The sequence below is a fragment of the Pseudacidovorax sp. genome (assembly GCF_017991995.1).
Taxonomy (GTDB): Bacteria; Pseudomonadota; Gammaproteobacteria; order Burkholderiales; family Burkholderiaceae_C; genus Xenophilus.
Map to the genome: position 1 here is coordinate 385,127 of NZ_JAGOPN010000003.1, position 20,367 is coordinate 405,493.

At 65.6% G+C, this 20,367-nt stretch carries 20 protein-coding genes; 18 read left to right on the forward strand and 2 right to left on the reverse strand.

The genetic code is table 11. The annotated features are described in order from the left end of the window. Positions 1-6: 6 nt before the first annotated feature. Genes nuoI through KBC94_RS06430 form a run of 9 tightly spaced genes read left to right on the forward strand, consistent with a single transcriptional unit; the run spans position 7 to position 7,894 of the window. Entirely contained in the window at positions 7-516 is a 510-nt protein-coding gene (nuoI, locus tag KBC94_RS06390) for an NADH-quinone oxidoreductase subunit NuoI (protein WP_058641599.1), read from the forward strand. 25 nt (positions 517-541) lie between these two features. After that, on the forward strand, positions 542-1,183 hold the full coding sequence (locus tag KBC94_RS06395; protein WP_294367578.1) for an NADH-quinone oxidoreductase subunit J: 642 nt from the start codon (positions 542-544) through the stop codon (positions 1,181-1,183). After that, complete coding sequence (gene nuoK / locus KBC94_RS06400) at positions 1,183-1,491, forward strand: NADH-quinone oxidoreductase subunit NuoK (RefSeq protein ID WP_294367580.1); 309 nt, start codon at positions 1,183-1,185, stop codon at positions 1,489-1,491. The genes KBC94_RS06395 and nuoK overlap by 1 nt, the downstream gene beginning before the upstream one ends. 2 nt (positions 1,492-1,493) lie before the next feature. Continuing rightward, entirely contained in the window at positions 1,494-3,527 is a 2,034-nt protein-coding gene (gene nuoL / locus KBC94_RS06405; protein WP_294367582.1) for an NADH-quinone oxidoreductase subunit L, read from the forward strand. Positions 3,528-3,549: 22 nt separating this feature from the next. Next, positions 3,550-5,025, forward strand: a complete 1,476-nt coding sequence (locus KBC94_RS06410; protein ID WP_294367583.1) for an NADH-quinone oxidoreductase subunit M — start codon at positions 3,550-3,552, stop codon at positions 5,023-5,025. A 28-nt stretch (positions 5,026-5,053) separates the two neighbouring features. Beyond that, entirely contained in the window at positions 5,054-6,541 is a 1,488-nt protein-coding gene (gene nuoN, locus KBC94_RS06415) for an NADH-quinone oxidoreductase subunit NuoN (protein WP_294367585.1), read from the forward strand. 7 nt (positions 6,542-6,548) lie between these two features. Then, positions 6,549-6,857, forward strand: a complete 309-nt coding sequence (locus KBC94_RS06420; RefSeq protein WP_294367587.1) for a DUF2818 family protein — start codon at positions 6,549-6,551, stop codon at positions 6,855-6,857. A gap of 3 nt (positions 6,858-6,860) precedes the next feature. Continuing rightward, positions 6,861-7,454, forward strand: coding sequence for an NUDIX hydrolase (locus KBC94_RS06425; RefSeq protein WP_294367589.1), 594 nt, complete (start codon positions 6,861-6,863; stop codon positions 7,452-7,454). Next, positions 7,451-7,894, forward strand: a complete 444-nt coding sequence (locus KBC94_RS06430; RefSeq protein ID WP_294367590.1) for a DUF1178 family protein — start codon at positions 7,451-7,453, stop codon at positions 7,892-7,894. The genes KBC94_RS06425 and KBC94_RS06430 overlap by 4 nt, the downstream gene beginning before the upstream one ends. A 149-nt stretch (positions 7,895-8,043) precedes the next feature. On the opposite strand, the gene KBC94_RS06435 is transcribed toward KBC94_RS06430, so the two are convergent. Continuing rightward, positions 8,044-9,825: an ABC transporter transmembrane domain-containing protein gene (locus KBC94_RS06435; RefSeq protein WP_294367592.1), complete on the reverse strand. Its 1,782-nt coding sequence runs from the start codon at positions 9,823-9,825 to the stop codon at positions 8,044-8,046. 96 nt (positions 9,826-9,921) lie between these two features. Between KBC94_RS06435 and KBC94_RS06440 the strand changes: the two genes are divergently transcribed. From KBC94_RS06440 to KBC94_RS06480, 9 genes are all read left to right on the forward strand, one after another. After that, entirely contained in the window at positions 9,922-10,467 is a 546-nt protein-coding gene (locus tag KBC94_RS06440) for a MarR family transcriptional regulator (RefSeq protein ID WP_294367594.1), read from the forward strand. Continuing rightward, a complete protein-coding gene (locus tag KBC94_RS06445; protein WP_294367596.1) occupies positions 10,464-11,954 on the forward strand; it encodes an efflux transporter outer membrane subunit in 1,491 nt (496 codons plus the stop codon). The genes KBC94_RS06440 and KBC94_RS06445 overlap by 4 nt, the downstream gene beginning before the upstream one ends. Before the next feature lie 35 nt (positions 11,955-11,989). Then, positions 11,990-13,336 (forward strand): efflux RND transporter periplasmic adaptor subunit, encoded by a 1,347-nt coding sequence (locus tag KBC94_RS06450; RefSeq protein ID WP_294367598.1) that lies wholly within the window; start codon positions 11,990-11,992, stop codon positions 13,334-13,336. A 21-nt stretch (positions 13,337-13,357) separates the two neighbouring features. Next, the gene (locus tag KBC94_RS06455; protein ID WP_294367600.1) at positions 13,358-14,926 is read left to right on the forward strand and encodes a DHA2 family efflux MFS transporter permease subunit; all 1,569 of its coding nucleotides are present in this window, start codon (positions 13,358-13,360) and stop codon (positions 14,924-14,926) included. A gap of 330 nt (positions 14,927-15,256) precedes the next feature. Continuing rightward, entirely contained in the window at positions 15,257-16,027 is a 771-nt protein-coding gene (locus KBC94_RS06460; protein WP_294367603.1) for an ABC transporter ATP-binding protein, read from the forward strand. 77 nt (positions 16,028-16,104) lie between these two features. After that, the gene (locus KBC94_RS06465; protein ID WP_294367604.1) at positions 16,105-16,815 is read left to right on the forward strand and encodes an ABC transporter ATP-binding protein; all 711 of its coding nucleotides are present in this window, start codon (positions 16,105-16,107) and stop codon (positions 16,813-16,815) included. A 43-nt stretch (positions 16,816-16,858) separates the two neighbouring features. Next, entirely contained in the window at positions 16,859-18,052 is a 1,194-nt protein-coding gene (locus tag KBC94_RS06470; protein WP_017761172.1) for an ABC transporter substrate-binding protein, read from the forward strand. Positions 18,053-18,150: 98 nt separating this feature from the next. After that, positions 18,151-19,026: a branched-chain amino acid ABC transporter permease gene (locus tag KBC94_RS06475; protein ID WP_294367606.1), complete on the forward strand. Its 876-nt coding sequence runs from the start codon at positions 18,151-18,153 to the stop codon at positions 19,024-19,026. Positions 19,027-19,043: 17 nt separating this feature from the next. Then, positions 19,044-20,021 carry a branched-chain amino acid ABC transporter permease gene (locus KBC94_RS06480; RefSeq protein WP_294367607.1) on the forward strand — a complete coding sequence of 326 codons (978 nt, stop codon included), beginning with the start codon at positions 19,044-19,046 and terminating at the stop codon, positions 20,019-20,021. A 162-nt stretch (positions 20,022-20,183) separates the two neighbouring features. Here the strand turns inward: KBC94_RS06480 and KBC94_RS06485 are convergent. Continuing rightward, positions 20,184-20,367, reverse strand: a 184-nt coding sequence (locus tag KBC94_RS06485; protein WP_294367608.1) for a hypothetical protein, incomplete at its 5' end; no start/stop codon positions are given.

Below are 20,367 nucleotides of genomic sequence, written 5' to 3' on the forward strand. Positions count from 1 at the left end.
CCACGAATGACTGCCGTCGCTGCTTCTCCTTTTTCGATCAAGGACTTCTTCAAGAGCTTCATGCTCGTGGAACTGTTCAAGGGCATGGCCCTGACGGGGCGCTATGCGCTGCGCCGCAAGGTGACCGTCCAGTTCCCGGAAGAAAAGACCCCCCTGTCGCCGCGCTTCCGCGGCCTGCATGCCCTGCGCCGCTACGAGAACGGCGAGGAGCGCTGCATCGCCTGCAAGCTCTGCGAAGCCGTGTGCCCCGCCGTGGCCATCACCATCGAGTCCGCCGTGCGCGACGATGGCACCCGCCGCACCACCCGCTACGACATCGACCTGACCAAGTGCATCTTCTGCGGCTTCTGCGAAGAGAGCTGCCCGGTCGACTCGATTGTCGAGACGCACATCCTGGAGTACCACGGCGAGAAGCGCGGTGACCTGTACTTCACCAAGGACATGCTGCTGGCGGTGGGCGACCGCTACGAGCAAGAGATCGCGGCCAGCAAGGCGGCCGACGCCAAGTACCGCTGAACCGGCGAAGCGAAAAGAAAAACCCATGGACGCCAAGACCGGCTTCTTCTACCTGTTCTCGGTCGTGCTGCTGTTTGCAGCCTTCCGGGTTGTGACCGCCCGCAATCCTGTGCATGCGGTGCTGTACCTGATGCTCGCCTTCTCGCAGGCCGCCGCTGTGTGGCTGCTGCTCAAGGCCGAGTTCCTGGCCATCGTGCTCGTGCTGGTGTACCTCGGCGCGGTGATGGTGCTCTTCCTCTTCGTGGTGATGATGCTTGACCTCAACGTCGACCATCTGCGCCAGAACTTCTGGAAGCACTTCCCGCTGGCCGCTCTCGTCGGCGTGGTGATCGCGCTCGAGATGGCCTATGTGCTGATGGGCGGCTTCCGCCTGCAGACCTCCGCGGCCGACACCGTGGCGGCCGCGAATCAGGTGTCCAACACCAAGGCCCTGGGCCTTCTGCTCTACAGCGAGTACGTGTACCCGGTGCAGGTCGCGGCCGTGATCCTGGTCGTCGCCATGATCGCCGCCATCGCCCTCACGCTGCGCCGCCGCAAGGACACGCGCTACGTGGACGTGAAGGACCAGATCCATGTGAGGGCCAGCGACCGCCTGCAGGTGATCAAGGTGTCGCCCACCCAGGCCCCGCAGCCCGCCGCGCCTGCCGCGGAAGGGGAGAGCAAGTGATGACATTGACCCTTGGCCACTATCTGTCGCTCGGCGCCATCCTGTTTGCGCTGGCCGTCATCGGCATCTTCCTCAACCGCAAGAACCTCATCGTGCTGCTGATGTGCATCGAACTGATGCTGTTGGCGGTCAACATGAACTTCGTCGCCTTCTCCTCCTACCTCGGCGACCTGCACGGACAGATCTTCGTGTTCTTCATCCTCACCGTGGCAGCGGCCGAATCGGCCATCGGCCTGGCACTGCTGGTGCTGCTGTTCCGCAACAAGTCGACCATCAACGTCGATGAACTCGACACGCTGAAGGGATAACGATGGCCACGACCTTGTCTGCATCCACCCTGCTGGCGGTGCCGCTGGCGCCGCTCGTCGGCTGCGTGCTCGCCGGTATCCTGGGGACGCAATTCGGCGGCAACCGCATCGGCCGAGCCGCCTCGCACACGCTGACCATCCTGGGCGTGTTCGTCGCCTTCGTGCTGTCGGCTTGGACGCTCTACAGCGTGGCCGTCGACGGCGCCCGCTTCAACGCCACCATCTACGAATGGATGGTCGTGGGCGGCCTGAAGATGGAAGTCGGCTTCATGATCGACAGCCTGACGGCCATGATGATGTGCGTCGTCACCTTCGTGTCGCTGATGGTGCACATCTACACCATCGGCTACATGGAAGAGGACGAGGGCTACAACCGCTTCTTCGCCTACATCTCGCTCTTCACCTTCTCCATGCTGATGCTGGTGATGAGCAACAACCTGCTGCAGCTGTTCTTCGGCTGGGAAGCGGTGGGCCTGGTGTCGTACCTGCTGATCGGCTTCTGGTACAACAAGCCGACGGCCATCTTCGCCAACATGAAGGCCTTCCTGGTCAACCGCGTGGGTGACTTCGGCTTCATCCTCGGCATCGGCCTGATTGCCGCGTACACCGGCACGCTCAACTACACCGAGATCTTTGCCAAGTCGGGCGAGCTGGGCAAGATGGGCTTCCCGGGCACCGACTGGATGCTGATCACCGTGATCTGCATCTGCCTGTTCATCGGCGCGATGGGCAAGAGCGCGCAGTTCCCGCTGCACGTCTGGCTGCCGGACTCGATGGAAGGCCCGACGCCCATCTCCGCGCTGATCCACGCCGCGACGATGGTGACCGCCGGTATCTTCATGGTGTCGCGCATGTCGCCGCTGTTCGAGCTGTCGGACACGGCCCTGAACTTCATCCTGGTGATCGGTTCGATCACGGCCTTGTTCATGGGCTTCCTGGGGATCATCCAGAACGACATCAAGCGCGTGGTGGCGTACTCGACGCTGTCGCAGCTGGGCTACATGACCGTTGCGCTGGGCGTGTCGGCCTATCCGGTCGCCGTGTTCCACCTGATGACGCACGCATTCTTCAAGGCGCTGCTGTTCCTCGGCGCCGGCTCGGTGATCATGGGCATGCACCACAACCAGGACATCCGCTGGATGGGCGGCGTGCGCAAGTACATGCCCATCACCTGGATCACCTTCCTGCTGGCGTCGCTGGCCCTGATCGGCACGCCCTTCTTCTCGGGCTTCTATTCGAAGGACGCCATCATCGAGGCCGTGCACGCCAGCCACCTGCCGGCCGCGGGCTTCGCCTATTTCTCGGTGGTTGCAGGCGTGTTCGTCACGGCCTTCTACTCGTTCCGCCTGTACTTCCTGGTGTTCCATGGCAAGGAGCGCTACGACCAGAACCCGGACGCGCACCACGACGACGCCCACGGTCATGGCCATGGCGACCATCACGGCCATGGTCACCACAAGCCTCACGAGTCGCCCGGTGTGGTGACCGTGCCGCTGCTTCTGTTGATGATCCCGTCGGTGGTGATCGGCTTTTTCACGCTGATGCCGATGCTGAACAGCTTCTTCGACGGCGTGATCTTCGTCGACACGGCCCGCCACCATGCGATGGCCGAGCTGCGTGAGGACATCCACGGTCCGGTTGCCATGGCCCTGCATTCGCTGACCAGCCTGCCACTGTGGCTGGCCATCGCCGGCGTCGCGCTGTCGTACTACATGTACATGGTCAACCCGGCACTGCCGGCTGCCATCAAGCGTGCCTGCATGCCGATCTACAACCTGCTCGAGAACAAGTACTACCTCGACTGGATCAACGAGAACATCCTGGCCCGTGGCGCCCGTGCGCTGGGCACCGGCCTCTGGAAGGGCGGCGACCAGGCCATCATCGACGGCGCGCTGGTCAATGGCTCGTGGAAGCTGGTGGGCCGCATCTCGGCGGCCATCCGCTGGATGCAGTCTGGCTACATCTATCACTACGCCTTCGCGATGCTGCTGGGGGTGTTCCTTCTCATGACGTATTTCGTCTGGTTCAAGCGCTGACGCGGGCTGGAGAACAAGAAAAATGGGTTTGCTGAGCCTTGCCATCTGGCTGCCGATCGTGATCGGCGCCTTGCTGCTGGCGTTCGGGCGGGACGACCAGGCGCGCTTCGTGCGCTGGGCGGCACTCGTCGGGTCGGTGGCGAGCTTCCTTGTCACCATTCCGGTGTACACGCGCTTCCAGACCGGCACCGCCGCGATGCAGTTCGTCGAGCGTGCGCCGTGGATCGAGCGCTTCAACATCAACTACCACCTGGGCGTCGATGGCCTGTCGATGTGGTTCGTGCTGCTCACGGCCTTCATCACGGTGATCGTCGTGATCTCGGCCTGGGAGGTGATCACCGAGCGCGTCAACCAGTACATGGGCGCGTTCCTGATCCTGTCGGGCCTGATGATCGGCGTGTTCGCCGCGCTGGACGGCATGCTGTTCTACGTGTTCTTCGAGGCCACGCTGATCCCGATGTATCTGATCATCGGCATCTGGGGCGGTCCGAACCGGATCTACGCGGCCTTCAAGTTCTTCCTGTACACGCTGCTCGGCTCGCTGCTGATGCTGGTGGCCCTGGTGTACCTGTACCGCGCCTCGGGCGGCAGCTTCGACATCGCCACCTGGCATCGGACGCCCCTGGGCTCGACGGCGCAGACGCTGATCTTCTTCGCCTTCTTCGCGGCCTTCGCCGTGAAGGTGCCGATGTGGCCGGTGCACACCTGGCTGCCCGACGTGCACGTCGAGGCGCCCACCGGCGGCTCCGCCGTGCTGGCCGCCATCATGCTGAAGTTGGGCGCCTACGGCTTCCTGCGCTTCTCCATGCCGATCGCGCCCGATGCTGCCCGTGAATGGGCGTGGCTGATGATCGCGCTGTCGATCGTGGCGGTGATCTACGTGGGCCTGGTGGCCATGGTCCAGCGCGATATGAAGAAGCTGGTGGCCTATTCGTCGGTCGCCCACATGGGCTTCGTGACGCTGGGCTTCTTCATCTTCAATCCGCTCGGCGTGGCTGGCGGCATCGTGCAGATGATCGCCCACGGTTTCGTGTCGGGCGCGATGTTCCTGTCCATCGGCGTGCTGTACGACCGCATGCACTCGCGCCAGATCGCCGACTACGGCGGCGTGGTCAACGTCATGCCCAAGTTCGCCGCGTTCGCGCTGCTGTTCGCCATGGCCAACTGCGGCCTGCCTGCCACCGCCGGCTTCGTGGGCGAATGGATGGTGATCCTGGGTGCCGTGAAGGCTAACTTCTGGATCGGCCTGATGGCTGCCACCGCGCTGATCTTCGGCGCCGCCTACACCCTGTGGATGTACAAGCGCGTGTATCTCGGCCCCATCGGCAACGACCATGTGAAGGAACTGACGGACATCAACGGCCGCGAGTTCTTCATGCTCGCCGTGCTGGCCGTGGCCGTGCTGTGGATGGGCCTGGATCCCAAGCCCTTCACCGACGTGATGGACGCTTCCGTGGCCGAGCTGCTGCGCCACGTGGCCGCCTCCAAGCTGCCTTGACCAGAGTCCACGCAGACAAGAGAACAAGATGATCGACAAACTCAGCTGGGTGGCTGTCTACCCCGAGATCCTGCTGCTGGTGATGGCCTGCGTCATCACGCTGTTCGACCTGCGTGTCAGCAGCGCGCACCGCACCGCCACCCATTGGCTCACGATGCTCACGCTGGCCGCGACGGCGCTGCTGACCGGCATGAACGCCGTCGCCGGCCACACCTTCCACGGCTTCGGCGGCATGGTGGTAAGCGACCCGATGGGCAACTGGCTCAAATGCTTCTCGGCCGTGGCGCTGATGGTCACGCTGGTCTATGGCCGTCCCTATGCGGCCGACCGCCAGATGCTGCGCGGCGGTGAGATGTTCACGCTCAGCCTGTTCTCGCTGCTCGGCATGTTCGTGATGATTTCGGGCAGCAACTTCCTGATGATCTACCTGGGCCTGGAACTGCTCACGCTGTCCAGCTATGCCCTGGTGGCACTGCGCCGCGACCATGCGACGGCCAGCGAAGCCGCCATGAAGTATTTCGTGCTCGGCGCCATGGCCAGCGGCTTCCTGCTCTATGGCATGTCGATGATGTACGGCGCCACCGGCTCGCTTGACGTCAACGAGGTCTTCAAGAGCATCGCCAGCAGCAAGGTGAACCACCAGGTGCTGGTGTTCGGCCTGGTGTTCATCGTCGCTGGTCTTGCCTTCAAGCTGGGTGCCGCGCCCTTCCACATGTGGCTGCCGGACGTCTACCACGGCGCCCCCACGGCCGTGACGCTGCTGATCGGCGCCGCGCCCGAGCTGGCGGCCTTCGCCATCGTCATCCGTCTGCTGGTGGAAGGCATGCTGCCGTTGGCCTTCGACTGGCAGCAGATGCTGGCCGTGCTGGCCGTGGCGTCGCTGCTGGTGGGCAACCTGGCCGCCGTCGCGCAGACCAACCTCAAGCGCATGCTGGCCTACTCGACCATCGCGCAGATGGGCTTCGTGCTGCTGGGCCTGGTGGCTGGCGTGATCGACGGCAACACGCTCAACGCCCAGTATGCGTACAGCGCGTCGATGTTCTACATCGTGACCTATGTGCTGACCACGCTGGCGAGCTTCGGCATCATCCTGCTGCTGGCCCGCGAAGGCTTCGAGAGCGAAGAGATCTCCGACCTTGCCGGCCTCAACCAGCGTAGCCCGCTGTATGCCGGCGTGATGGCCATTGCGATGTTCTCGCTGGCCGGCATTCCGCCGCTGGTCGGCTTCTATGCCAAGCTGGCGGTGCTGCAGGCGCTGCTGGCTTCGGGGCAGGGCGTGTATATCGGCCTGGCGGTGTTCGCCGTCATCATGTCGCTGATTGGCGCCTTCTACTACCTGCGCGTGGTGAAGGTGATGTACTTCGACGCACCGCTGACGGCCACGACCGTGGCGGCGCCGCGCGACGTGCGGGCCGTGCTGTCGGTCAATGGCGCCCTGATCCTGATCCTGGGCATCCTGCCCGGCGGCTTGATGACCCTGTGTGCCCGGGCCATCGTGGCCACGCTGGGCAACTGATCGCGTCGTGGGCAGCAACGCATCGGCCTGGGTCGTCCTCGGCGTTGCGCTGGTCCTGGCCAACCTGCCTTTCCTGAACGAGCGGCTGCTCGCCGTGCTGCCCTGGCGCACGGCGGTCAAGCCGCTCGCGGTGCGTCTGGGGGAGCTGGTGCTGTGCTATCTGCTGGCCGGCATGGTCGGCCGGCTCTTCGAGGGCAAGCAGGGCATGGTGGCGGCGCAGGGCTGGGAGTTCTATGCGGTGACGGCCGCCTTCTTCCTGGTGCTCGCCTTTCCGGGCTTCATCTGGCGCTACCTTCTCAAACGCAAAGGGTACTGAACCGTGACCGCTGACATCGCCCACCTGGAAGAAAAGAAGGTCGCGTCGGAGCGGCTGTTCGAGGGTCGGTTTCTGCGCGCGTACCGTGACACGGTCGCGCTGCCCGATGGCGGGACCGCGACGCGCGAGTACGTCATCCACCCGGGCGCGGTGGTGGTCATTCCGCTGCTGGACGATGGGCGCATCGTGCTTGAGCGCCAGTTCCGATACCCGGTGGGCCAGGTCATGGTGGAGTTCCCGGCCGGCAAGCTCGACGCCGGCGAGGATGCGCTAGTCTGCGGGCAGCGCGAACTGCTGGAAGAAACCGGCTACCGCGCCCGCGAGTGGGCCAAGGCCGGGGTGATGCACTTGGCCGTGGCCTACTCGACGGAGGTCATCCACATCTACTTCGCGCGCGGCCTGAGTGCTGGCGATCGCAAGCTTGACCAGGGCGAGTTCCTCGACGTGTTCACAGCAGCGCCCGCGGATCTGCTGAGCTGGTGCCGTGATGGCACGGTGACGGATGCGAAGACGCTGGCCTGCTCGGTCTGGATGCAGAACGTGCTTTCCGGCAACTGGGCACTGGAATGGCGGGCTGCGGATAATTCCGCGCCATGAAGGTCCTGAATCTGCGTTGTGCCCATGGCCACGGTTTCGAGGGCTGGTTCGGCTCCGAGTCGGAGTTCGAGACCCAGCGCGACGGTGGCCAGATCGAATGCCCGCTCTGTGGTGACAAGGCCATTGTCAAAGGCCTGAGCGCACCGCGTCTCAACCTCAGCGCCGGGCGCGAGGCGTTGCCGTCTGAAGCTCAGCTTCAACCGCCGCAGCAGCAGAACCCGGAAGCCCGCTGGATGCGCGCCGTCCGGGAGGTGCTTGCCAGGACCGAAGACGTGGGCGACCGGTTTGCGCAGGAAGCGCGGCGCATGCATCACGGCGAGGTGGAAGAGCGCGGAATCCGTGGCCAGGCCACGCCCGAGGAGACCGCCGCTTTGCTGGAGGAAGGCATTGCGGTGCTGCCGCTGCCGCTGCCGCCTGCACTCAAGGAACCCTTGCAGTAGGGTTGTGGATCGACGCGCGGTCGCCCGACCAGGCTGTTGCACCGCGCTCGCCACCGATGACTCAGCCCGCCGTGTGCGGGCTTTGTTGTGTCTGGGCGAAGCTGCACTGGCGCGAAGCGCCGGGATTCCCGAAAGGGGGTGCGGCAGGCTCAGGCCGTGAACTGCAGCGCCGCCAGCTTGGCGTAGCTGCCGCCGCGGGCGATCAATTCGGCATGGGTGCCTTGTTCGACGATGGCGCCGTGGTCCAGCACCACGATGCGGTCGGCCCTTTGCACCGTCGCAAGGCGGTGGGCAATGACCAGCGTGGTACGACCTTCCATTGCCGATTCGAGGGCGGCCTGAACGACCCGTTCGCTTTCCGCATCGAGCGCCGAGGTGGCCTCGTCCAGCAGCAGCAGCGGTGGTGCCTTCAGGATGGCGCGTGCAATCGAGAGCCGCTGCTTCTGCCCCCCCGACAGGCGCACGCCGCGTTCCCCCAGGAAGGTGTGGAAGCCGTCGGGCAGGGCGTCGATGAAGCCCTCGGCGTGCGCAAGGCGGGCCGCATGCCGGACTTCGGCCTCCGTCGCGTCGGGCCGGCCATAGCGAATGTTCTCGAGCGCCGTGGTCGAGAAGATCACGGCGTCCTGCGGCACCAAGCCGATGCGTCCGCGAAGGTCATCCAGCGCAAATCGACGCAGCGACTGACCGTCCAGCCGGATGTCGCCGGTCTGCGGATCGAAAAAGCGCAGCAGCAACTGGAACACAGTGCTCTTGCCCGCGCCGCTCTCGCCCACCAGGGCCACGGTTTCGCCAGGCGCCACGTCGAGCGAGAAGTGTCGCAGGGCCGCCGTGCCCGGGCGTGACGGGTAATGGAAGCCGACATCCTCCAGCATCACCTGGGCGCCTGCGGAGGCGGGTGGTGCGGCCTGCACGGCCTCTGGCGACGAAATGGCGATGGGCGCGTGCAGCAGTTCCATCAACCGTTCCGTGGCGCCTGCCGCGCGCAGCAGGTCGCCGTAGACCTCGCCCAGCACCGCCAGCGCGCTCGCCAGGATGACCACATAGACCACCGTCTGGCCCATGTGACCGGGACTGATCTCACCCCGCAGCACGGCCTGCGTGCCGGCGTAAAGGCCCCAGAGCAAGGCGGCCGAGGTGGCAATGATGATGAAGGCGACCAACACGGCCCGCGCCTTGGTGCGCCGCACGGCCGTCTCGAAGGCTGCCTGGGTGGAGCCGGCAAAGCGCTCGGCCTCGCGGGTCTCGGCCGTATAGCTTTGCACCACCGGAATGGCATTGAGCACCTCGGCCGCGATGGCGCTGGCGTCGGCCACGCGGTCCTGGCTGGCGCGGGAGAGCCGCCGGACGCGGCGGCCGAAGGCCATGGCCGGCAGCACGACGAGCACGAGCACCAGCGCCACCTGGGCCATCAGCCAGGGATTGGTCCAGATCAGCATGGCCAGCGCGCCGACGCCCATGACCGCATTGCGCAAGCCCATGCTGAGAGAGGAGCCCACTACGGTCTGGACCAGCGTCGTGTCGCCCGTGAGGCGCGACAGCACCTCGCCGGTCTGCGTGGTCTCGAAGAACTGCGGGCTCTGGTGCAGCACGCGGCCGTACACGGCGGTGCGCACGTCGGCCGTGATGCGCTCGCCCAGCCAGCTCACCGTGTAGAAGCGCGCGGCAGAGAACAGCCCCAGCGCGATCGCCACGCCGAACAGGGCCAGGAAGTGTTCGCGCAGTGCCATCACCTGATCGCCGGGTGCCGTGGGGGCCAGGCCGGCGTCGATCAGGCCGCGAAGCGCGATGGGAAACACCAGGGTCGTGACCGCCGCCATGACCAGGAACAGAGCCGCCATCGCGATCTGGAGGCGGTAGGGGCCAAGAAAGGGCGCCAGGCCGGCGAGCGAGCGGGGGGAGCTTTTGGCGTTCTTCACAGGAGTGCGGGGCAATCGCGGCGCAGTGGCCGGGCCGCGCGGATTCTAACGAGACCTTGCCACCCCAGAATCAGCCTTGACAATATTTGACGAGGCAAATAATATCTCCCCATGTCCAAATCAGAGACGACTCCGCCCGGCGGCACCGCCGGGCCGCCGCCCGTGGATTTCTACCGGGCCGAGAGCTACACCGCCGAGGAAAGCCTGGGCTACGCGATGAAGCGCATCCTGACCTGCGTGTCGCAGGCCGTCGAAAACGAACTGGTCGAGCCCGGCGGCCCGACCTATCCACAGTGGGTGCCACTGCACAAGCTGCACATGGGTAGCGCTGGCACGGTGGCCGAACTGGCCCGTGAGTGCCAACTGGACACCGGCGCCATGACGCGCCTGCTGGATCGGCTCGAAGCCAAGGGGCTGGTGCGTCGGGTGCGCTCGCAGGAGGACCGGCGGGTCGTCAACCTCGAATTGACGCCTGAGGGCCTGAGTGCTGCCCAGAAGGTGCCGGCCGTGCTCAGCCGGGTCCACAACGAGATGCTCGCCGGCTTCACGAAGGTGGAGTGGGAGCAGCTCAAGGATTACCTGAACCGCATCCTGGGGAACGCCCAGAGAAAGCAGGCCGCATGCCATCGGGCATCGGGCCAAGGAGTTTCGCGATGACTTTTTCTTCGACCCAGGGCCGCGAGGGCCGTCCGGCGCTGATGGCGGTGGGCCTGGCGGTTGCGTTGCTGGCCGCGGGCTGTGCCGACACCGCAGGCATCGCCTCCCACGCCCGCATGCGGGATGCGGTGCAGGCGGGCGTGCCGGCGAACGCGCAGCCGGCCAACGATTTCGCGCAGGTCGACGCGCAGTGGTGGCATGCCTTCGGCGATGCCCAACTCGACACGCTCGAGCAGCAGGCCCTGGCGGCCAGCCCCAGCCTGCAGGTGGCCCAGGCCCGCGTCGCCAAGGCGCTCGCGGCGACTGGCGTGGCCGAAGCGACAGGGCGACCGCAGCTCAGCGGCGACGCACAGCTGCTGCGACAGCGCTACAGCGAGAACTACATCTATGGCGCGCTCGGCGGCACGGTGCAGGAAAACGGCACGCTGCAGCTCAATGGCAGTTGGGAGCTCGACTTCTTCGGCCGCAACCGCGCGGCCATCCAGGCTGCGGTGGGCAGTGCACGCGCCGCGCAGGCCGATGCCCAGGCGGCGCGCATCCTGCTGACCACCAATGTGGCGCGCAGCTACATCCAGTGGGCGCGGCTGGAGGCGCAGCGCGATGTCGCCCGCCGCACGCTGGCCCAGCGCGAGGAGACGCTGCGCCTGGTGCGGGATCGCGTGTCGGCCGGCCTGGACACCCAACTAGAGCAACGACAGAGCGAAGGCGGGCTGCCCGAGGCACGGCAGCAGATCGAGGTGCTGAACGAGCAGATCGAGAACGCCCGGCATGCACTCGATGCGCTGGTGGCCGTGCCCGACGCCACGCGTGGTCTCAGGCCGCCCGCGCTGGCGTCGCTGCAAGCGGTGCCGCTCGCCACGCAGATTCCCGCCGACCTGCTCGCCCGCCGCCCTGACGTGGCGGCTGCCCGCTGGCGCGTCGAGGCGGCGGCGAGCGACGAGGAGAGCGCCCGCGCCCAGTTCTATCCGAACATCAATCTGACCGCCTTCGTCGGGACGCAGTCCATTGGATTCGACAAGCTGCTCAAGTCGGGTAGCCTGCAATGGGGCGTGGGGCCCGCGCTGCACCTGCCCATCTTCGAGGGCGGGCGCCTGCGGGCCAACCTGGGCGGCAAGGCGGCCGACCACGACGCGGCCATCGAAAGCTACAACGGGGCCGTGATCGATGCCGTGCACGAGGTGGCCGACCAGGTCGCCAGCGCGCGGTCAATCGGCCGGCAGCAGGTTGAGCAAGGCAATGCGCAACGCGCCGCCGAGGACGCCTACCACATCGCGCTGCAGCGCTATCAGGCGGGGCTGGGCACGTACCTGAATGTGCTCACCGCCGAGACGGCGGTGCTCACCCAGCGCCGCCAGGCGGTGGACCTCGCTGCCCGGGCGCTCGATACCCAGGCCTCGCTTGCTCGCGCCCTGGGTGGCGGCTGGGCCGGCGATGCTCCCGCGGCCGCGCAGACGGCCGCCCTCAACGAATCCGCCGCGGCGCGCTGAGACGCAGCGCCCGCACGTCCGCAAGGAGCCAGACCATGAACGACAACATTGCTTCTTCTTCCCAGGCCGCCGACGAGAAGGCGCCCAACACCCGTCGCCGCAAGGCGCTGACGACCCTGGCCGCGGTGGTGGTGGTGGCCGGCGCCGGCTGGGCTGCCTACGAGTGGCTGGTCGCGAGTCATTACGAATCCACCGACAACGCCTATGTCCAGGGCAACATCATCCAGATCACGCCGCAGGTGGCTGGCACGGTGATGAGCATCGCAGCCGACGAGACCGACTACGTCAAGCAGGGCCAGCCACTGGTGCAGTTGGACCCGGCCGACGCCCAGGTGGCGCTCTCGCAGGCGGAAGCCGCACTGGGCCAGGCCGTGCGGCAGGCGCGCACGCTCTACGTCAACAACGGCTCGCTGGCCGCGCAGGTCAACCTGCGCCAGGCCGACGTGGTGAAGGCCCAGGCCGACGTTGCTCGCGCGCAGGACGACCTGCAGCGTCGGCGCTCCCTCACCGGCAATGGGGCGGTTTCGAAGGAAGAGCTGAGCCATGCCGAGACGGCGGTCGCCAACGCCCGAAGCGCGCTGGCGGCTGCACAGGCGGGCGTTGCGGCGGCCCGCGAGCAACTGGCCAGCAACCGGTCGCTGACCGAAGGCACCACGGTCGAGGAACACCCCAGCGTCCAGGCCGCCGCTGCGAAGGTGCGCGAAGCCTGGCTGGCGACTCAGCGCGTCGCGCTGCCTGCGCCGGTCGATGGCTATGTGGCCAAGCGCACGGTCCAACTGGGCCAGCGTGTGGCGCCGGGCGCGCCCCTCATGTCCATCGTGCCGCTGGGACAACTGTGGGTCGACGCCAACTTCAAGGAAAGCCAACTGCGCAGCATCCGCATCGACCAGCCCGTGACGCTGACGGCCGACGTGTACGGCAAGAAGGTGGTCTACCACGGCAAGGTCGCCGGCCTTGGCGTTGGCACGGGTGCGGCCTTTGCGCTGCTGCCGGCGCAGAACGCGACCGGCAACTGGATCAAGGTGGTGCAACGCGTGCCGGTGCGCATCAGCCTGGACGTCAATGAACTGAAGGCTAATCCGCTGCGCGTCGGCCTGTCGATGGACGCGGAAGTCGATGTGGCCAACAGCAACGGCAAGATGCTGGCCGATGCGCCGCGCGCGTCCGACTTCGCATCGACCCAGGTCTACAACGGGCAGGACGATGGTGCCGAGAAGGCCGTGCAGCGGATCATCGCGGCCAACCTCGGGCGGCCGGTGCCGGCTTCGGCCGGCCCCGCGCCGGCTGGTGCCAAGCCGGCCGTGGCCTCGCCGTCGAGTCAGGCTGCCGAGGGCGGCGCCCGCCACGCGCTGCAGGCTTCGGCCGCCCCGCGCCCGCTCTGATCGCCGCGAGGAATTTCATCCATGGCTGCTTCTGAGCCAAAGGCGGCCGCGGCCGCCATTGCGCCACTGGAAGGCTCGGCGCGCGTGCTGGGCACCATTGCCCTGTCGGCCGCCACCTTCATGAATGTGCTGGACACATCCATCGCGAACGTGTCGCTGCCCGCCATCTCGGGTGACCTGGGCGTCAGCCCGACGCAGGGCACCTGGGTCATCACCAGTTTCGGCGTGGCCAATGCCATTGCCGTGCCGCTCACCGGCTTCCTGACACAGCGCTTCGGGCAGGTCCGCCTGTTCATGGCCAGTGTGCTGCTGTTCGTGCTGAGCTCGTGGTTGTGCGGCATGGCCCCCAACATGACGATGCTGATCGCCTTCCGGGCGCTGCAGGGCTTCGTGGCGGGGCCGATGATCCCGCTGTCGCAGACGCTGTTGCTGTCGAGTTATCCGCGCGCCAAGGCGGGCCTGGCCATGGCGATGTGGTCCATCACCACGCTGGTGGCGCCGGTCATGGGGCCGCTGCTGGGGGGCTGGATCACCGACAACATCTCGTGGCCCTGGATCTTCTTCATCAACGTGCCGGTCGGCCTGTTGGCGGCGTCGGTCACCTGGAGCATCTACCGCAAGCGCGAGACGCCCACGCGGCACGTGCCCATCGACGCCATCGGCCTGGGCCTGCTGGTCGCCTGGGTAGGCGCGCTGCAGCTGATGCTGGACAAGGGCAAGGAGCTCGACTGGTTCCATTCCGGCGAGATCATCGCGCTGGCAGTGGTGGCGGTCGTGGGCTTTGCGTTCTTCCTGGTATGGGAGCTGACCGAAAAGCACCCGGTGGTCGATCTGTCGCTCTTCAAGCGCCGCAACTTCTGGTCGGGGGCGCTCGCCACGTCGGTGGGTTACGGCCTGTTCTTTGGGAACGTGGTGATCCTGCCGCTGTGGCTGCAGCAGTACATGGGCTACACGGCGACGAGCGCGGGCATGGTGCTGGCCCCGGTCGGCCTGTTCGCCATCGTGCTGTCGCCCATGGTGGGGCTCACGGTGGGCAAGGTCGATCCGCGTTACTACGCGACCATGTCCTTCATCGTGTTCGCGCTGGTGGTGTGGATGCGCTCGCACTTCACCACGCAGACGGACTTCGAGACGATCATGATCCCGACGCTCATCCAGGGCATCGCGATGGCCTTCTTCTTCATCCCGCTGGTGACCATCACGCTGTCCGGATTGCCTCCAGAGCGCATTCCGGCGGCGTCGGGGCTGTCGAACTTTGCGCGCATCACGGCAGGCGCGATGGGCACCTCGATCTCGACCACGCTGTGGGAGAACCGCGCGGCGCTGCACCATGCGCAACTGGCCGAAGCCGTCAATCCGAGCAGCCCTGCCGCGAGTGCAACCCTGTCGATGTTCGGCAATGCCGGTTTCAGCGCCGAGCAGGCGCTGGCGCAGATCAACCGGCTCGCGGACCAACAGTCCTTCATGCTGGCCACGGCGGACCTGTTCTATGCGTCGGCGGTGCTCTTCATCCTGCTGATCCCGATCATCTGGATCGCGCGGCCCGCCAGGGGCGCAGCAGGAAGCGACGCGGCGGCAGGCGCCCACTGAAAACGAGGCGGGCCTGTCGGCCGCGCCGCGTTCCGCGAAACGAACAAGACAACGCCCGCCGGCAGACACGCCGGCGGGCGTTGTCGCATGCGCGGCGTGTAACTGCTCACCCGTCGGCGGGGCCGTGGCTCCCAAGCAATGGTCTGGGCCCGCGCTGCGGCGCTTTTCGCGCATTGCACTGCAGCATCCGCATTTGCCCCAGTAGCAGCCGAGAGAGCCGCTGCCAACAATGCGCCAACGTTCGAGGCTTGCGATGCAGGCTCCCCTGGTACGACAACGACGGAAACGCATGACCCCAAGATTCGATGCGCAGCGGCAGGAGGCCCGCGGATGAGCGACATCATTCTCGAGACACGGCAGCTCACGAAGGAGTTCAAGGGCTTCACCGCGGTCAGCAAGGTCGACCTCCGGGTGCAGCGTGGCGCGATCCATGCACTGATCGGTCCCAACGGTGCCGGCAAGACCACCTGCTTCAACCTGCTCACCAAGTTCCTGGAGCCGACGTCGGGCACGATCCTGTTCAACGGGCTCGACATCACTCGCGAGCGGCCCGCACAGATCGCACGCCGAGGCATCATCCGCTCCTTCCAGATCTCGGCGGTCTTCCCGCACCTGACCGTGCTGGAGAACGTGCGGCTCGCCCTGCAACGGGCGCTCGGGACCTCCTTCCACTTCTGGAAGAGCGATCGCACGCTCGTCCCACTGAATGCTCGGGCACGCGAGCTTTTGGCGGAGGTCGGCCTCGAGGCCATGGTCGACGACCTGGCGGTGAACCTCCCTTATGGGCGCAAGCGCGCCCTCGAGATCGCGACCACGCTGGCCATGGAGCCTGAACTGATGCTGCTGGACGAACCCACGCAGGGCATGGGCCACGAAGATGTGCACCGCGTGGCCGAGCTGATCAAGCGCGTTTCCGCCGGGCGCACCATCCTGATGGTCGAGCACAACATGAGCGTGGTCTCGACCATCGCCGACACCATCACCGTGCTTCAGCGCGGTGCCGTCCTGGCCGAAGGACCTTATTCCGCCGTGTCGCGCAATCCCCAGGTCATGGAAGCCTACATGGGCACCACCGACGGCCAGCTGCAAGGAGCCCACTGAATGCGCGAGTCCTCGTTGCCCGACGCGGGTTGGGTACGTGATCCGGCTGCAGCCTGCGCAGCCACGAAGGAGCGTTCATGACCACGCCCGCATTGGCCATCGAAGGCCTGCATGCCTGGTATGGCGAGTCGCATGTGCTGCATGGCGTGGACCTTCATGTGAACCCTGGCGAGGTCGTCACCTTGCTGGGCCGCAACGGCGCCGGCCGCACGTCTACGCTGCGCGCCATCATGGGCCTGACGGGCGCCCGCAAGGGCAGCATCCGGGTCGGCGGACAGGAGACGATCGGGCTGCCCACTCACCGAATCGCCCATCATGGTATCGGCTACTGCCCCGAGGAGCGGGGCATCTTTGCCAGCCTGTCGGCGGAGGAAAACCTCCTGCTGCCGCCCCCACTCAAAGGGGTGGGCGCCGGCATGTCGGTGGACGAGATCTACGCCATGTTCCCCAACCTGGCGGAGCGACGCCATAGCCAGGGGACGCGCCTGTCTGGCGGCGAGCAGCAGATGTTGGCCGTCGCGCGCATCCTGCGCACGGGGGCCCGGCTGTTGCTGCTTGACGAGATCTCTGAAGGCCTCGCCCCAGTCATCGTGCAGGCCCTCGCACGCATGATCACCACGCTGCGCGCCAAGGGTTATACGGTGCTCATGGTCGAACAGAACTTCCGCTTCGCGGCGCCGCTGGCTGACCGCTTCTATGTCATGGAGCATGGCGTCGTCGTCGAGTCTTTCGATGCGGCCCAGCTCGACGCCAAGATGCCGCTGCTCAACGAGCTGCTCGGCGTGTGATGCACCCCACACCCGTTCCGATTTCACCCCTAGGAGACACACCATGAAGATCACCCTTACCCGTGTTGCGACGGCTGTCCTGGCGCTGGGCCTCGCTGCACCGGTGCTCGCGCAGGAAAAGGTCAAGATCGGCCTCGTCACCGACATGTCGAGCCTTTACTCGGATGTGGAAGGCAAGGGCGGAGCGACGGCGATCCAGATGGCCATCGACGATTTCGGCGGCAAGGCACTTGGCCAGCCTATCGAGCTGCTGACTGCGGATCACCAGAACAAGGCGGACATCGCCGCATCCAAGGCGCGCGAGTGGATCGACACCGCGGGTGTGACGATGGTCTTCGGTGGCACCAACTCGGGCACGGCCCTCGCCACGGCCAAGGTGGCGGCCGAGAAGAAGCGGGTGTACTTCAACAACGGCGCGGCGACGTCCGCCCTCACCAACGAGCAATGCACGCCCTACACGGTGCACTATGCCTACGACACGGTCGCGCTGGCCAAGGGCACTGGTGCAGCGGTCGTTGACCAGGGTGGCAAGAGCTGGTTCTTCCTGACGGCCGACTATGCATTCGGCCACGCGCTCGAGGCGGACACCACCAAGGTCATCAAGGAGAAGGGCGGTACCGTGGTCGGCTCCGTGCGCACGCCGCTCAACGCCAGCGACTTCTCGTCCTTCCTGCTGCAGGCGCAGAACTCCAAGGCGCAGATCCTGGGCCTGGCCAACGCGGGAGGCGACACCATCAACTCCATCAAGGCCGCCAAGGAGTTCGGCATCGACAAGACGATGAAGACGGCGGGGCTGCTCGTCTTCCTGTCCGACATCCACAGCCTGGGCCTCAAGAACACCGAGGGCCTGCTGCACACCACCAGCTGGTACTGGGACATGAATGACGACTCCCGCAAGTGGGCGCAGCGCTTCTTCGACAAGACCAAGCGCATGCCCACGGACATTCAGGCGGCCGACTATTCGGCGACGATGACGTACCTCAAGGCTGTCGAGGCTGCCAAGACCACCGACTCGGACAAGGTGATGGAGCAACTCAAGAAGATGACCATCAGCGACTTCTACGCCAAGGGTCAGATCCGCGCCGATGGCCGTTTCGTGCATGACATGTACCTGGTCGAGGCCAAGAAGCCCTCGGAATCTAAGCGGCCTTGGGACTACTTGAAGGTCGTCAAGACGCTGCCGGGCGATCAGGTCTTCACCACCAAGGCCGAGAGCAAGTGCGCTCTCTGGAAGTAATGGACGCGGGCGGCTGAAGCAATAGCTCGTCCCGCCGGTTTCTTGTGCCGGGTCTCGCGTGCGGGCCCCCGGTCGGCAGTCTCTTCCAGCGCCATGACATGACCGTTTCCCTTCCTGCCTTGCTGAGCCAGCTGTTGCTGGGGCTTGTCAACGGATCGTTCTATGCGATCCTGAGCCTCGGCCTTGCCGTGATCTTCGGGTTGCTCAACGTCATCAACTTCGCCCATGGCGCGCTGTTCATGCTCGGCGCCGTCCTGAGTTGGGCGGCGATGAACTACTTCGGCATCGGCTACTGGTGGATGCTGATCCTGGCGCCGTTGATCGTCGGGCTGCTGGGCGTCGTCATCGAGCGGCTGCTGCTGCGCTGGATCTACAAGCTCGACCATCTCTATGGATTGCTGCTGACTTTGGGACTCACGCTGCTGGTGGAAGGTGTCGTTCGGTCCTTCTACGGCGTCTCCGGTCTGCAGTACGACGCGCCGGATCAGCTGTCCGGTGCCACCAACCTGGGCTTCATGATCCTGCCCAACTATCGGGCCTGGGTCGTCGTGGCTTCGCTCCTGGTGTGCCTGGCCACCTGGTTCGTGATCGAGAAGACCCGTCTGGGCGCCTACCTACGGGCGGGTACCGAGAACCCGAGGTTGGTCGAGGCCTTTGGCGTCAACGTGCCGTTGATGGTCACGCTCACCTACGGCTTTGGTGTCGCGCTGGCCGCGTTCGCGGGTGTCCTGGCGGCTCCCGTCATACAGGTGTCTCCGCTGATGGGGCAGAACCTCATCATCGTGGTGTTTGCCGTGGTGGTCATCGGCGGGATGGGCTCGATCATGGGTGCAATCCTCACCGGGCTAGGACTCGGGGTGATCGAAGGTCTGACAAAGGTCTTTTACCCCGAGGCATCCTCAACTGTGGTGTTCGTGATCATGGTCGTGGTGCTGCTGCTGCGTCCCGCAGGCCTGTTCGGCAAGGAAAAGTAGCAAAGGTGTCACTCGCAATGAACTCCAGATCCACCTTGGGCTATGGTCTGTTGCTGGCGGCTTTGGTGGCCGCACCGTGGCTGGGCGCCTACCCGGTCTTCGTGATGAAGCTCATGTGCTTCGCGCTGTTTGCCGCGGCGTTCAATCTCTTGCTGGGGTATACGGGCCTGCTGTCGTTCGGGCACGCTGCCTTTCTTGGCGGCTCTGCCTACGTGGCCGGTCATGCGATCAAGGTCTGGGGGCTTACCCCCGAACTGGGGCTGTTCCTCGGGACAGCGGTGGGCGCGGCGCTCGGCTGGGTCTTCGGCATGCTGGCGATCCGTCGACAGGGGATCTACTTCGCAATGATCACGCTGGCGCTGGCGCAGATGGTCTACTTCTTCGCGCTGCAAGCCCCGTTCACCGGCGGCGAGGATGGTCTGCAGGGCGTGCCGCGCGGAAAGCTGTTCGGCGTCCTCAGTCTGCAGAGCGACCTGACGATGTATTACGTGGCGCTCGTTGTCGTGGCCCTGGCGTTCGCGCTGATCGTGCGCACGGTGCACTCGCCATTCGGGCAACTGCTCAAGGGGATCAAGGAGAACGAGGCCAGGGCGCTTTCCCTTGGCTATGACGTCGGCCGTGTGAAGCTGGTGGCCTTCGTGATCTCCGCCGCGCTTTCGGGTCTGGCCGGTGCACTCAAGACGGTTGTCCTCGGCTTTGCCACGCTGACGGATGTGCACTGGTCCTCGTCGGGCTCCGTCATTTTGATGACGCTGCTGGGTGGCCTGGGCACGTTGTCGGGTCCGCTGGTTGGCGCCACGGTGGTCGTGGCGCTGGAGAACAAGATCGGTGAGTTGGGTAATCTTCTTGCGTCGGTGACGAAGGTTGACTGGTTCAGCACCCTCGGGGAATCCGTGACGATCGTGACCGGGCTGATCTTTATGGTTTGCGTCCTCGCCTTCCGACGCGGGATCATGGGGGAGGTGATCGCATTCCGGAGCCGCAAGCGGCGATAGCTGCTCGGTGCTTCGGGAAGGCCGCGGCGCGGACGAATGGTGGGGCCGCTTCGGCAGCATCCTTCGTATCTCACATGAGAACCTGCGTGCGAGTCGCAGTTGCCGAGCAACGTGACTCCACGCATAAGTCTCTCCAGTGAGTTGTCGACGCTGGGGCGCCACTCAGTTGGGCACCCTGTCAGGCAGGACAAAGAATTTGTCGGCAGCTTGATTCCCCGGCGAAAACCCTCGTATACTGGCGGGCTCGCTGACTGATACGTAGCCTTTGGTTGCTGAGTTTGGCTGGTGAGGGGTTTGAGAGAGTGGCGGCGGCTTCTGAGTAAAAAAAGAAGTTGCGCTTTTAGAA